This window comes from Bacteroidia bacterium (assembly GCA_025056095.1).
GTDB lineage: Bacteria > Bacteroidota > Bacteroidia > JANWVE01 > JANWVE01 > JANWVE01.
Genome location: JANWVW010000029.1, coordinates 1 through 12,895 on the forward strand (window position 1 = coordinate 1; position 12,895 = coordinate 12,895).

The following is a 12,895-nucleotide window of genomic DNA, read 5'->3' on the forward strand; positions in this document are numbered from 1 at the left end:
AGATTGCCAAAGTAGATGAGTTGTTTTTAAGAAAATATAATTTGGTATAAGATTAGCGTAAGGCTTAACCTTTGTATGTATTGAAATATAAAACAAGGTAAAGCAAAACAATGTATAAACCAAGTAAATCCATCAAAATTCAGGATTAAACTGCGTGAGGGGCATGGAGCATGCCGTTAGGCAGTGCGTAGCGTTAGCGGAGCACCGAAGCGAAGCGTAGTGCGGAATGCCCCGACCCTTGCGTCAGCAAGGGGCACGCCCAAAACATAATACAAAAATATAAGCTTTCAACAAAATACTTTACATACTTAACAAATTAAACTCTTACAGCCAAAGTATTCTTATGTTATCCAAATAGATATTTTGCACAGGCTTTCCTAAATTCTCATTGAACTTAGCTCGTAAGTTCAACTTGTACCTATACGTTTGACCCGTAATAATCCCATTGCCTAACAAATAGTCCATATTGATATACGCCGTAGTCCATTGGCTGCGAGGTACTAAACCACCCTTTGAGTTAATCACATAATCAGGGCTACTAGTACTTTTAGCCAAAACAGTTATATCAATATTGACATCAGATTTGTACGTAATTTCTAACCAACAAACGCTCGGCACAGGAATGCTCATGCCTTCCTCATTTTTGTGAGAAATAATCTCAATGTAGTTATTTGTGCTGTTCAAGGCTATATGCCCTGAATAGTTTCCTTCAAATACTTCGTAATTCTGCCTAACTAACACTGCTGTACTTCCTGTAAGGGTGTCAAAGGCTAAAGAAATGCGGTCAAAATTTTCGCCATCAATCGTGCCACTTCCTGCATAAATGGCTTCTTTGGCTGTAGAAATGTATTCAAACTTCAAAGCCACAGGTTCAGGATCTTTGGGATTAGTTCTATCCAATTTAAGAGTAGTAGTATAAGGTTTCCAAAATGGATAAATACGATGTAAAGCGCTTAGCCCATCTTCCCATACTCCTCCTTGAAAGGTAAATTGTTTCTCTTCTAAATTTTGAACGGGAATGTAGAGCTGTGAGTCTAGTTCATATCCGCCTAAAATTTTGTTGTTTCCTTGAAAAACCCATACATCTTTTACATTCATTGGTTTTAGAACGGGTTTAGGCGCAATGTAAGCCACAGGTCGGGCAGGGCGTTCTATGCAGCTATTCCAGAATACAAAAATTACTAGCATTCCAACCAATACCTTTATCCTATTGGACCAAAGCATAAACAAAAATACAAAAAAACAAGGTAACGTATAAACGTTACCTTGTAAATTGCTAACCCTATATTGAACGCTCTTTACTCTTTGCTGCCCAATAAAAAGCCTATCTGCAAACCAAAGAACATATTACTGTTTTGAGGTTTATCATCATTACCATTTATGAAATTTTTCGTATTGTTTTCACCCATTTTATAGTCGTAGGGAGTAGTAGTTGTAGTCCCATTAGCACCATCAGTTATTTTGCTAGGTATTTCTTTAATAGATTTTTGCTCTATTTTGATAAAATTGATATTCATTAGCAGCTGCCCTTGCACTGTACCTACACCTTCAATATAAAAGTCAGTACCTAACCCCATATTTACACCAAAATCAAAAGGTTGTGCCCATTTAGAGGATTTAAGTCCTTTCCAGCCAAAAGCATTTGGGGTATAAGTAGTAGTAGGTGTGAGTTGGATATTTCCTCCTGTGTAGTCGCATTTGCCGCCTGCTAAAATCATAGGTTGTACTCCTACGCTGGCGTTTAAGGTTAAGCCGTCAGTAAGTTCAGTTATATTAGCTTTAATACCCACAGGGATAATCAAGTAGCCTAACTTGTATTGGTATTTATCGGCATTGCTAGTAGTAGGCTGTCCTACAGTATCAAGAAGCTTGTAATTCTCACCGTTAGCGCCGTAAGTTTTATATCCTACTCCTGCAGTAAGAGAGAAAGTTTCGCCTAGTCCGTACTCTGCACGGATACCTCCCCCAAAGGAGAATCTGCCTGTAGTACCTTTGTTTTCTCTACCTGCAGTTCCAGCATAACGGAACCAGGAACTACCAAGGTCAAAGAATACTCCCCCTCTGAATTGAGCTTGTACGGTGGGTGCGGCAAATAGCAAAGCTATAACCGCTAAAATGATTCTTTTTACCATAACGTTTAAGATAAGGTTTGTACAAAAATAGCAAAGTTCATGCAAAATTTACAAATCTTGACATAAATACTCTATAGCTAACTTATAACCTTGCAGACCTAAGCCAAAAATGCCGCCTTTGGCAATAGGTGCAATAACAGAAGTATATCTAAAACTCTCTCTATTATACAGGTTAGAAATATGAACTTCAATAATGGGACAGCTTAGCATGCGCAGTGCATCAGCAATCGCATAACTGTAATGGCTAAAAGCACCCGCGTTAATTACCAATCCTAAAAGTTTAGTTTCTACATGAGCGTGTATATTCTCAATAATTGCCCCTTCGTAGTTAGATTGAAAATAGGTTAAATAGACATTTTTAGCCTGATATTCTTGAAAAATTTGTTCAAAAAAAGCTTCAAAAGAGGTAGTTCCGTAGATATTAGGTTCTCTTTTGCCCAACCAATCCAGATTAGCCCCATTGATAATGTGGATGTGCTTCATGGAAGGAGATAATACTTTAATTCAATAGTAGCATGCCCACTTGGTCCAGGTTCAAACTCTTTGATGTAAGCAATTCCATTAGCTTTGACAATGTTACTTGCATTTACTGCTATGAAAGGTATACAAATCTGATAATACAAAGCAGGGGATACATCCTTTTGCGGTCCGCGTTGAGCAGCTTTAATTTCCACAGATGAGATAGCATTGTTGTATTCTCCGACCCACACAGGATTAAAAAACTTACTTTGCAAACGAGTAGTCCATGTATTCATGTTGTAGTAGTTGCTATCGGCGGCACTTTTAGGCGAGAATAGATAAGTACTACTTGCATAAGTGTGATAAACCCAATCTATCACATTTTGATAAGCAAAAGCTGTGCTGTAAAAATGAGTTGTTTTTGTTTCTACATCGTAAAAGTGAGGGTAAACTGTATTCATTTGCGCCCCTAGCTCAATAGTGTGTGTATAAATTTTTTTACCTGTTACATTCACCACTAAACTAGCCACACAAGCGGGATTGTTCTTATCTCGGGCATAGATAGCTTTTATACCTGAAGTTTTAAAAGTAAATTCGTTGGAATATGTCCAAGATATACCATTATCGTAAGAGTATTGATAAATAGTACCAGATGGCAAACCTGATGCTTGAACTTTAACTCGGTTGCTATCTGCACTGGTAAATCCAACAAAGTTTAGAATTAGAGAAGGACAATTTTGCCCCACACGAATATGTATTATCTTTTTGAGAAAGTTTTCGGATTCATCTTTTGCAATGACTTCATATCGCCAAAATGTGCTAATATTCCCCAAGTTAGATGAAATACTAATTTTAACCACTTGGTTTTGAGTGTTATACAAAGTGTCTTTCAAAATTTGCGAAGTACTCGTAGATAAATTTATGCGAGTTACACTAATCTGCTTTATAGGTGATTTGCCTTTATGCACTGTGATGTCTATAATACAAATAGCGCCAATTTTAGCTTGGAGTGTATCCCCCAAAGTAGAAGCTGCGGGGAATATTTGAGGAGCAACCTCTAATTTGAAATGAGCACTAGGCGTTTGCGGCTGCTTGCGGCAACTGCAATATAGTACCAACACAAGGATAAGCCATGTAGAATAAATACTGAATTTCATTTAATTACTTCAAAATTATGAAAGAATACTCAAAATTCCAAAAATGCGTGCAGTCAAAGCGAAAACAAACATAAAATTAGGCTACCTAAAAGCAATTGGTAGCCACAGGAATTCGCCGAAAAATTAAAAATTTCTCTTTCTCTTATTTTAACTTGATAATTAAATGGTGCTCAGGATGTACAACCGCTTGATTATTACTTTCTTTATGAGGGTTATATTTTCCTAATCCTTCCACGCTTATGCGTTGTTTATCTATTTTGTGTTTTTGAATTATGTAAGTTTGCATTAACGTAGCACGGTGTAAAGTATTGCGCTTTGCAACATCAGCATGGATAGTAGGGTTTTGTGTATAGGTGCATAAAACTATATTAGCTTCGGAGTGTTTTTTAAGAAAAGCAGCTATACTATCTAACACTACTTTCAAATCATCAGATAATGCAAATATCTCAGGCATGTAGTTTTCAGATTTAGTTTGAGCGGTGTATTTAGCTAATTTGATCAATTTCTTATTGACATTTTTGCGCCCTATCATGTTGTTAAATCGCTCTAACTCATCTTTTATAGTAAAAACTTCGGTTTCGCTCTCTGTGTCATCTAAGCTTCTTTGGATCCTATCTAAGGTTACCCGCATAGCTAAATCCGTATTACCAAGTACCGTAACAGGGCGCATTTTTTTCTTCATGTAATCCTTGTGAATAAAAACTAATTCATATTCACCGTCAGGGATATCAGTTAGTTCATACATTCCATTCTCATTGCTGTAAGTTTCAAAAGGTGTTCCTGTTATAATCACTCGGGCATTAGGGATAAGTTCAGAGGTTTCGTAATCACAAATAATTCCGCGTATGTTACCAAATAAAACTTCTTTTTCTGGCTTTTTGTCTATGGTTGGCTCAATAATTTTTAGTAGCTCACTGAGCAGCTGCGCCTTTAATTGCGCGGTACAAAGGAAAAAAGCGGCTAAAAAGGCTAATTTTTTGCACATAGTTGGACAAATGGATAGGTTCAAAAATCTGCGGTTATAAGAACGAAATTTTTTTTGAAAGGGTTACGCAAAGATATAAGTTTTTTCAATAACTTGCAAGTACTTTGGAGTTTTATTAAAATAAAAACTACGAACTGAAGTTATTTTTAACTATACAAACATTTTCAGTAGCTTTTTTGACCCAAACTTCGTACTTCTCTTGATGCAAGTATCTTTCAAAATAAATTGAAATTTTGTTTCTATCATAGACATCGGGATATTCTGTAAAAGCGTATTCCCCTAATATCAAAATATCCGCTTGTAAATATTGGTTTTGAACCTCTTGTACATATACTTCACTGTAGTTTGGTCCTTTGAATCGAGCAGGTGGGTATAAAGGTAATTGATAACTACATTCCAATAAAAGCGGAACTAATGAAATTTCGGGAGTATGGATAATTCTGTTGCCGCAATTTGGTAAAGCAAGTAGAGGTATAGTTTCAGATTTTTTCCAAAGCAAAGCAGGCGACTTTTGCAAAATAAACACAGCAAAGACAGCATAAATTACCCATCTATGCACATTTGAAAAAGCAGGAACTTTACTAATTCCTACCAAAAACTCTGCTGTATAAATACAAGCACAAATAAATAATCCCACTCCAAAACGCTCAAAACCAATAGAAACCAAAAATAAAATCAAGTAAAAGGTTTGAAATATCCACAAAAAAAGGTCAAAATCTCTTTTTTGAATGTAACAGCGAACGGTATGTAAAACATAACCTATAATTATCAAAGGCTTGCTTAACAACCATTTTAATGCGTAGCTCTTGAACGCAAAAAATTCCACTTGATAGATTCGCCTTTGCACAAAATACTTCTCAATAGTTTGCATATCTTTGAACTCAAAGTAGTAATACAATAAAATACCAACAGGTAAAGTTAGACCTAAAACAAAAGTAGGGTTAAATTTTGCTCTTTCTCTCCATAGCCAAAAAACAAGCAACGTTAAGCCAATCAATACTGCAAAGTATTCTTTGCTTAATATACTGATTTGAAAGCCTATCCACGCTACTATATACCAAAGCCAACTATTTTTTTTTTAGCTTGTTGATATGCCCAAGCTCCGAGTAAAAAACCTGCAAGTCCAGGAATTTCTCCTGTAATTCGTGTGCTATAAGTAACAAAAGTCCCATTGAGCATGAGTAGAGATACACTCAAAAGATTAGTTTTAGCGTTAAAGTGCGGTTTTGCAATCAAGTAGAGAAGCGCTAATAAAATTGCTGCATGAAGCCATATCCACAGGCGAGCTAAGTGCCATTTTGTATTTATAGCAGGGGCAATTAAAGTTAAGCTGTGTCCCACGTATCCTCCCAAAGTAATAAATGGACTAATTGAGCTGAATACTGTCGGATTTTGGACAGTAAAAGCATATTGTTCGTACTTTACATAGTTCCATGCAGGAAGATAATTAGCTGCTTCGTCGTAGTGAAGGTATGTGGATAAAAAGATTTTCTTGTAGCTCACTGTGGCAAAAAAAATTACAGCGAGCAGGAATATAATCGTTATCCGATACATTTTTATCGGCTAGATTTTACAGGTCTTTCCATTTTAGTACCGCATTTTTTGCAGGTACATAGTTCAGGGTTGCCGTAGAATTGTTCAAATACAGGTTGAAGTTGCGTAGTGATATCGGTCAAGTGAAAGTAAGTTTCGTAGAGCATTTCTCCGCAGTTTTCGCAGTACCACCGTAGTCCATCTTTTTCATCAGGGCGGCGTTGGCGCTCTATGACCATGCCGACAGTATTTTCAAATCTGCGCGGTGAGTGGGGAACAAAGGCAGGAAGCAAAAATATTTCGCCTTCCTTTATCTCAATATCTTTGTGTACACCGTTTTCTACTATTTTTAGTACCATGTCCCCTTCAATTTGATAGAAAAACTCTTCGCCTGGGTCAATGTGGTAGTCTTTGCGTGCGTTAGGACCTCCGACTATGGTTACCATGAATTCCGCATCTTTCCAAATTTGAGCATTTCCCACAGGTGGTTTGAGCAAATGTCTATGCTCATCTATCCATTTTTTGAGGTTGAAGGTACTTAGCATGTAACAAAGAAAATATATTTTTTTCAAAATTGCAACACTCAATTAAGGTTTTCTTAAAAATAGAGCAATTGAGTTAGGAAGTGAGCTTGTGTGAGTTTTGAATTAGATATTTTTTTGGGCGTGTCCTTGTGGGCGTTTCGCTTGCGCTCATGCCCACAAGGTCGGCGTGCTTCGGGCTACGCTAACGCTTCGGTGCTTCGCTTCGCTACGCACCGTGCTGACGCACGCCCTCCGCATGCCTCACGCAAAGGATCTCTGAAACCATCGTTTCTCTGTAATTTATGCAAAGTTTTAGCTTGTAAGTACTTGTACTTCAAGCTTAAACAAGGTAAAGACATAACTGTATAGGTAACTTGCGTGAGGGGCATGGAGCATGCCGTTAGGCAGTACGAAGCGCAGCGAAGTACCGAAGCGAAGCGTAGTGCGGAATGCCCCGACCCTTGCGTCAGCAAGGGGCACGCCCAAAAAAATAAAAAATCTTTCTTTAACCTGTTATTTTTTTATGTATTCAAGCTCTACTAAATTAATTTTCGTTTTGGCTACATCTAAAATTTTAATGCTGAACTCATCTATGCTTAGCACTTCATCTTTTTGAGGAATTTTACCAGATTTAGCTAAAATGTATCCGCCCAAAGTATCGTAGTCCCCTTTTTCAATAGGAAGAGCATATTTTTCTATCAGATGCTCCACTTTTAACCTTCCACTAAATTGATAAACGTTTTCAGATATCTTTTTCTCTATTTCAGCCGAATCGTCATGTTCATCGTCAATTTCACCCAGTATCTCTTCCAAAATATCTTCAATGGTAACAATACCGTAAGTGCTACCAAATTCATCTACAACGACTGCCATAGCACAATGCTGCTTGGTCATTTCTGAATATAACTCATTGATAAACATGCTTTCAGGCGCAATGATAACAGGCTGAATAATTTGCCGCAAATCAGAAGGCTGCTTGAATATGTCTATTAAATTCACATACCCAACTACGTTATCCACATTATCTCTATACACTAACAGTTTTGAGTACCCTACCTGCCTAAACTTTTCTATCAAATCAGGAATAGACGTGTTTATAGATACTCCCTGAATTTCTGTACGCGGCACCATACATTCACGTACGCGAGTTTCATTCATTTTGAGTGTGTTTTTGAAAAGATTAGCATCTATACCTTCGGCATCTGTATGAGTTTTCAAGGTTTCTCTTACATATAGGTCTAAGTCTGTTCGCCTAAAAACTTGTTCGTTTTCTTTATATTCTACTTTGAATATTTTCTCAATCACAAAAGTAGAAAACCACGTAATACCAGCAATAAAAGGATAGAGAAGATAATACACTAACCAAATTAAGGGCGAAAAGAAACGTAAAAGTCCTTCGGGAAATGTCTTGAAAAGGACTTTGGGCAAAAACTCTGCAATAAAAAGTAAAAATAAAGTTTCAATAATGGCTTGCAAAAAAGTGATAAAAACTCTGTTTTCTGCTAAGTGTGGGGGAAGAATTTGTATCAGCCAAGGGTCAAGTACTTCGGTCATGGCTAAGCCATACATCACAATACCAATGTTTACCGCTAAAAGCGTAGTGCTGATAAATTTTACAGGTGATTTGATAAATCCTTTAAGAAGGTTCATAAAAAAACCTCCCTGACGAATTTTCAATTCCATTTTTAGCCTGTTGACAGTCAAAAACGCAATTTCTAATCCTGAAAATAGTCCCACACATATAATTGAAATAAATATCAGGGCGTACATGTTCATAAATACTACCAATATAATTATTTTTGAAGCTAAACCTTATTTTGCCATAGAAAGTATATGTTCAAATTCTGCTTGGGTTACAGGCATAACGGATAAACGAGCTTGTTTGAGTAAAAGCAGGTTAGAGAGCTTGGGTTCTTGCTTGATTTGTGCCAAAGTTACAGGTTTATTCAAAGTAAATTCAGGTTCAATATCTACACAAACCCATTTTCCTTCTGCATCCGTAGGGTCAGGGTAGTGTTCTTTGACAACCTTAGCTACACCTACGATACAAAGCCCTTCATTAGAGTGGTAAAATAGAACTTTGTCGCCTACTTTCATACTTTTGAGATAGTTACGAGCTTGAAAATTTCGTACCCCATCCCAAAAAGTGCGCCCGTCCGCTAAAAGCTGCGCCCAGCTATATTTGTAAGGTTCAGATTTAACTAACCAATAGTTCATAACCCAATCAAAAATACAACATGTTTTAAAATTCTGCATTAAAAAAAAACGGCGGTAACAAAAATTACCACCGCTAACCATCAAGGATTTCAGTACAACTTGATTAGTTTTGAGCTTTGAAAGCTTCAAAGAAGGGGTTTTTGAAGTTTTTCAAGTTCTCAATGAATTGAGTATTTTGCTTTATCAAGTATTGGTTGTAAGACTGAACAGTGTCTACCAAAACTTGGTTGAATTGAGCCATTTCATTCATAACTTGCTCGTAGGTGGGATAGTTGGAAGGTTCTGTAATTTCTGCGAAAGTAGGGATTTGTCCTTCAATTTTGTAAGCAGTGAAAAATTCTTTGAAGTCAAATACACTTCTTTCACCTTTTACTAACTCATTGAACTGCTTGTTAGCATTGCTTAGATACTCGGTAGCTACTGCAATAGGCGTAGCGAATTTTGCTGCTGTTTTCATACGTTTGTTAGTATTTAGTTGCCCTGCTGTTGGCACATTATATGCCAAAAATTTTTAAAGATTTTCATACTATACGAAAAAACAATTTGAGCTATTAAGTAACTTACTGATTGAAAGCACTTTACAAAAACAAATCTGAACTTTTTTAGTCAAATAAAAACACCAATCTCTTAAAATAATGCTTTTTTTACATTTTATTAACAGACATAATGGCATGCTCATAAGAAAATTTGTCAAGAGTGTTACATTATGTCATAAAAGATATTATCTTTGTAAATAGAATTTGTACATTAGTATGATAGCTAAAAATCATGTAGTAGGCTTGACCTACACGCTTACCTGCCCTGAAGAGGGTAACCAAATTATAGATGAAGCTACAGAAGATGAACCGATGTACTTTATCTATGGCATAGGCGCATTATTAGAAAAGTTTGAGTCTAATATAGCTAACCTTAACGTAGGAGACACCTTTGATTTCATTTTAACTCCTGAAGAGGCTTACGGCAATTATTCAGCAGAAAAAGTAATAGACTTACCTAAAAGCATGTTTATGTTTGATGGCATGGCATTAGAGCTAGAAATAGGTACAGTATTACCCATGATAGACATGCAAGGAAACGAACAATACGGTGAGATTATAGATATTACAGATGAAACAGTTAAAATAGACTTTAATGACCCTCTTGCAGGACTTACTTTGCATTTCAAAGGTAAAATTATTGAAATTAGACCAGCTACCCCAGAAGAGTTAGAACATGGGCATGTACATGGTCCTGACGGTTGTGAAGATTGAAAAAGGTCCTATAAAGCTATACTGCTTTTAACTTTGGATCCAAAGCATCCCTTAATCCTTCACCTACTAAGTTAAAAGAAATTACGGTAATAAAGATAGCTAACCCTGGAAATACCGCTAACCACCAAGCACTAGGCGCAGATTGCGCTACTGCTAATAAAGATCCCCAAGTAACTACATCGGAAGGTACGCCTATCCCCAAAAAACTTAGTGCTGATTCCATAAGTATAGCCCCTGCTATTTGAAAAGCCGCAGTTACCAAGACAGGGGCTATGGCATTAGGTAAGGCATGATGCAAAATGATGCGCCACTCTTCAAACCCCATAGCTTGTGCAGCTTGAACATACTCTAAATTTCTAACTTTCAAAAACTCAGCACGGGTCAATCTTGCAATACCTACCCAAGAAGTTAGCCCAATAATTACCATTACTATCATTACATTCGGCTTTAATATCGCACAAATAGTGATAATTAAAAGCAAAATCGGAATAGATGAGATAATCTCAATAATTCTTGAAATGATAATATCTACCCACACATTTATCTTTTGCCTAAAATATACATGTATTTTACCTATTATCAATGAGATACCATAAAATAAAAAACCAATCCCTACACAAACCAAAACACTAATCAGCAAATGAAATAAAAACAAAAGCATACCCTTTGAAGCAGCTTCAGACAAAGTATTGCTCCTTGCATAGTACCCGTAGAAGTACATAAAAAATAAGTTCAACGGCAGCAATAAAATATACGCTCGGGAAATTTTTAGATGATTATCCCCGTAGTACCCTGCTAAAGCCCCTAAGGTAATTCCAATTATCATAGAGATACCCACAGCAACCAAGCCCACTTTCAAGGATATTCTTGAGCCATGGATTATTCCGCTTAGTACATCCCTACCTAATTCATCTGTACCTAACCAGTGCCGCATCCACTTTTTATCTATATCTTGCTTAGCCAATGGGCTAACTGATTGTGCATTCCTAAAATCTTGCTCTTCAGGCGAATAAGGTATGGGCGTCCATAAAGCTTTTTCTAAAGATAAGCGCTTCCAGTCTGCATTGACTAACTCACTATCCCAATGATATAAACCTAAACTAGCTGCATAATCCAAAAAAATAGGGTAATATCCTTTACCTTTGTATCTTGCATAAAAAGGCTTGTCATAAGCAATAAAATCTGCTAACAAAGCCATGCATACTAAACCTAATAAAACCCATAGTGCATAATAAGAGAGCTTGTTATTTTTAAAGTTTTTCCAAACCATTTGCCAAAAACTTGGACTTTTACTAGCCCCCCGATTTAAATCAGCCATGTTGCCAAAATTACAAACTGACCGCATTTTTCCCAAAAACTTTCAAGCTAAGCCCCTTTTTGACCCAACTAAAATTAAAACTTTCAAAGTAAAAAAAATAATTATTTTTGCACTCATAAATATAAAAATGTTACGCTACTGGTTAATTTTGTTTTTACTTTTAGGATACAAACTATCTGATGCACAGAGTATGAAAACTTACTCTGTAACACAAGATAGCATTATAGAAACCTACAAGCTCAAAGGGGATGCCCTGCGAGCGTGGGATAGTTTAGAAATGGAATGGAAAAAGAAACTACCTGACATTCTCAAAAAACATAAAATAACCATATCTTGTGCAGAATGTACAAGCATCATTGCTAATGTGGTTTTATACGCGGACAGTACAGGCAAATGCCATATTGTTCAGAAAAGAAAGCTATCTGTATGCGGAGGTACTATGGAAGCCAAACTAGAACACGATTATTTTAAGTTTTGGCGACAAGCTATATTTCCAACTGTGCTTCGCAATAGATATATTTTAGCCCGATTGAGCGTTATACTCAAATGTTAGTGCAATTTTGCAACCCAAATGGAAGATTATTTTTCTAATTTTTTGCACCTGTACATTATTCGCCATGCAGAAACAGACCTAAACCGATTCGGAATTATTCAAGGTGGGGGAATTGATGTAGATATCAATGAGCATGGCAAATGGCAAGCAGAGCAGTTTTGGCAACATTACAAGCATATATCTTTTGATGCAGTTTATTGCTCCACACTCAAAAGGACACACCAAACCGTAGAAAAATTTATTCAAAAATCTCCTTGGGTTGAGTATTTAAGTGAGTTAAATGAAATTTCTTGGGGATATTTAGAGGGCAAAAAGCCTACTCAAAAAGATATTTCTATCTATCACAACTTAATAGCTCAATGGCAAAGCGGAAATCTCGATGCTAAAATAGAGGGAGGTGAAAGTGCTATATCGGTTCAAAATAGACTAAAAAAAGCCTTGAAAAAAATTCATTACAATCATGCAAAAGGTAACATTTTAATTTGTACGCATGGGCGAGCACTGCGAATACTACTTTGCACTTTATTTAACTACAATATTGCAAACATGGACTTACTTTTCACTCATCAAAATACTTGTCTTAATCATGTTATTTTTACAGGTAGTGCTTACATTGCAGTGCGAATCAACGACGTAAGTCATCTCAAAGGTTGTGAATTTTAGTTTTTATTTTTTTGGGCGTGCCCTTGCCCACACTTCGCTTGCGCTTGTGTGGGCAAGGTCGGCGTGCTACGGGCTACGCTAACGCTTCGGTGCTGCGCTTCGCT

The 12,895-nt window shown here is 36.7% G+C and carries 17 protein-coding genes; 5 read left to right on the top strand and 12 right to left on the bottom strand.

Annotation, left to right across the window (positions count from 1 at the left end):
* Positions 1-324 precede the first annotated feature (324 nt).
* From NZ519_03985 to NZ519_04020, 8 genes are all read right to left on the bottom strand, one after another.
* Positions 325-1,224 (bottom strand): hypothetical protein, encoded by a 900-nt coding sequence (locus NZ519_03985; protein ID MCS7027902.1) that lies wholly within the window; start codon positions 1,222-1,224, stop codon positions 325-327.
* A gap of 74 nt (positions 1,225-1,298) precedes the next feature.
* Positions 1,299-2,132: a PorT family protein gene (locus NZ519_03990; GenBank protein ID MCS7027903.1), complete on the bottom strand. Its 834-nt coding sequence runs from the start codon at positions 2,130-2,132 to the stop codon at positions 1,299-1,301.
* 48 nt (positions 2,133-2,180) lie between these two features.
* Positions 2,181-2,615 carry a type II 3-dehydroquinate dehydratase gene (gene aroQ, locus NZ519_03995; GenBank protein MCS7027904.1) on the bottom strand — a complete coding sequence of 145 codons (435 nt, stop codon included), beginning with the start codon at positions 2,613-2,615 and terminating at the stop codon, positions 2,181-2,183.
* Positions 2,612-3,748, bottom strand: a complete 1,137-nt coding sequence (locus NZ519_04000; GenBank protein ID MCS7027905.1) for a hypothetical protein — start codon at positions 3,746-3,748, stop codon at positions 2,612-2,614. The genes aroQ and NZ519_04000 overlap by 4 nt, the downstream gene beginning before the upstream one ends.
* Before the next feature lie 142 nt (positions 3,749-3,890).
* Positions 3,891-4,733 (bottom strand): carboxypeptidase-like regulatory domain-containing protein, encoded by an 843-nt coding sequence (locus NZ519_04005; protein ID MCS7027906.1) that lies wholly within the window; start codon positions 4,731-4,733, stop codon positions 3,891-3,893.
* A gap of 127 nt (positions 4,734-4,860) precedes the next feature.
* Positions 4,861-5,730, bottom strand: coding sequence for a hypothetical protein (locus NZ519_04010; protein MCS7027907.1), 870 nt, complete (start codon positions 5,728-5,730; stop codon positions 4,861-4,863).
* Between the two features lie 53 nt (positions 5,731-5,783).
* Positions 5,784-6,236 carry a hypothetical protein gene (locus NZ519_04015; protein MCS7027908.1) on the bottom strand — a complete coding sequence of 151 codons (453 nt, stop codon included), beginning with the start codon at positions 6,234-6,236 and terminating at the stop codon, positions 5,784-5,786.
* 53 nt (positions 6,237-6,289) lie between these two features.
* On the bottom strand, positions 6,290-6,811 hold the full coding sequence (locus NZ519_04020; protein ID MCS7027909.1) for a 3-hydroxyanthranilate 3,4-dioxygenase: 522 nt from the start codon (positions 6,809-6,811) through the stop codon (positions 6,290-6,292).
* 114 nt (positions 6,812-6,925) lie between these two features.
* Here NZ519_04020 and NZ519_04025 point away from each other — a divergent pair, with 114 nt between their 5' ends.
* Both NZ519_04025 and NZ519_04030 read left to right on the top strand, forming a co-directional pair.
* Entirely contained in the window at positions 6,926-7,159 is a 234-nt protein-coding gene (locus NZ519_04025; GenBank protein ID MCS7027910.1) for a hypothetical protein, read from the top strand.
* 18 nt (positions 7,160-7,177) lie between these two features.
* Positions 7,178-7,333, top strand: coding sequence for a hypothetical protein (locus NZ519_04030; protein ID MCS7027911.1), 156 nt, complete (start codon positions 7,178-7,180; stop codon positions 7,331-7,333).
* On the opposite strand, the gene NZ519_04035 is transcribed toward NZ519_04030, so the two are convergent.
* The 3 genes from NZ519_04035 to NZ519_04045 all read right to left on the bottom strand — a co-directional run bounded on the left by NZ519_04035 (position 7,304) and on the right by NZ519_04045 (position 9,500).
* The gene (locus tag NZ519_04035) at positions 7,304-8,566 is read right to left on the bottom strand and encodes a hemolysin family protein (protein ID MCS7027912.1); all 1,263 of its coding nucleotides are present in this window, start codon (positions 8,564-8,566) and stop codon (positions 7,304-7,306) included. The two genes, NZ519_04030 and NZ519_04035, sit on opposite strands and share 30 nt — an antisense overlap.
* 36 nt (positions 8,567-8,602) lie before the next feature.
* Complete coding sequence (locus NZ519_04040; GenBank protein ID MCS7027913.1) at positions 8,603-9,007, bottom strand: EVE domain-containing protein; 405 nt, start codon at positions 9,005-9,007, stop codon at positions 8,603-8,605.
* A 103-nt stretch (positions 9,008-9,110) separates the two neighbouring features.
* Complete coding sequence (locus tag NZ519_04045; GenBank protein MCS7027914.1) at positions 9,111-9,500, bottom strand: hypothetical protein; 390 nt, start codon at positions 9,498-9,500, stop codon at positions 9,111-9,113.
* 259 nt (positions 9,501-9,759) lie between these two features.
* Between NZ519_04045 and NZ519_04050 the strand changes: the two genes are divergently transcribed.
* The gene (locus tag NZ519_04050; protein ID MCS7027915.1) at positions 9,760-10,257 is read left to right on the top strand and encodes an FKBP-type peptidyl-prolyl cis-trans isomerase; all 498 of its coding nucleotides are present in this window, start codon (positions 9,760-9,762) and stop codon (positions 10,255-10,257) included.
* 16 nt (positions 10,258-10,273) lie between these two features.
* On the opposite strand, the gene NZ519_04055 is transcribed toward NZ519_04050, so the two are convergent.
* On the bottom strand, positions 10,274-11,575 hold the full coding sequence (locus NZ519_04055) for an ABC transporter permease (GenBank protein ID MCS7027916.1): 1,302 nt from the start codon (positions 11,573-11,575) through the stop codon (positions 10,274-10,276).
* On the opposite strand from NZ519_04055, the gene NZ519_04060 reads away from it, so the two are divergent.
* Both NZ519_04060 and NZ519_04065 read left to right on the top strand, forming a co-directional pair.
* Positions 11,574-12,128 (top strand): hypothetical protein, encoded by a 555-nt coding sequence (locus NZ519_04060; GenBank protein ID MCS7027917.1) that lies wholly within the window; start codon positions 11,574-11,576, stop codon positions 12,126-12,128. The two genes, NZ519_04055 and NZ519_04060, sit on opposite strands and share 2 nt — an antisense overlap.
* Before the next feature lie 18 nt (positions 12,129-12,146).
* Positions 12,147-12,791 carry a histidine phosphatase family protein gene (locus NZ519_04065; GenBank protein ID MCS7027918.1) on the top strand — a complete coding sequence of 215 codons (645 nt, stop codon included), beginning with the start codon at positions 12,147-12,149 and terminating at the stop codon, positions 12,789-12,791.
* The last annotated feature ends 104 nt before the right edge of the window (positions 12,792-12,895 follow it).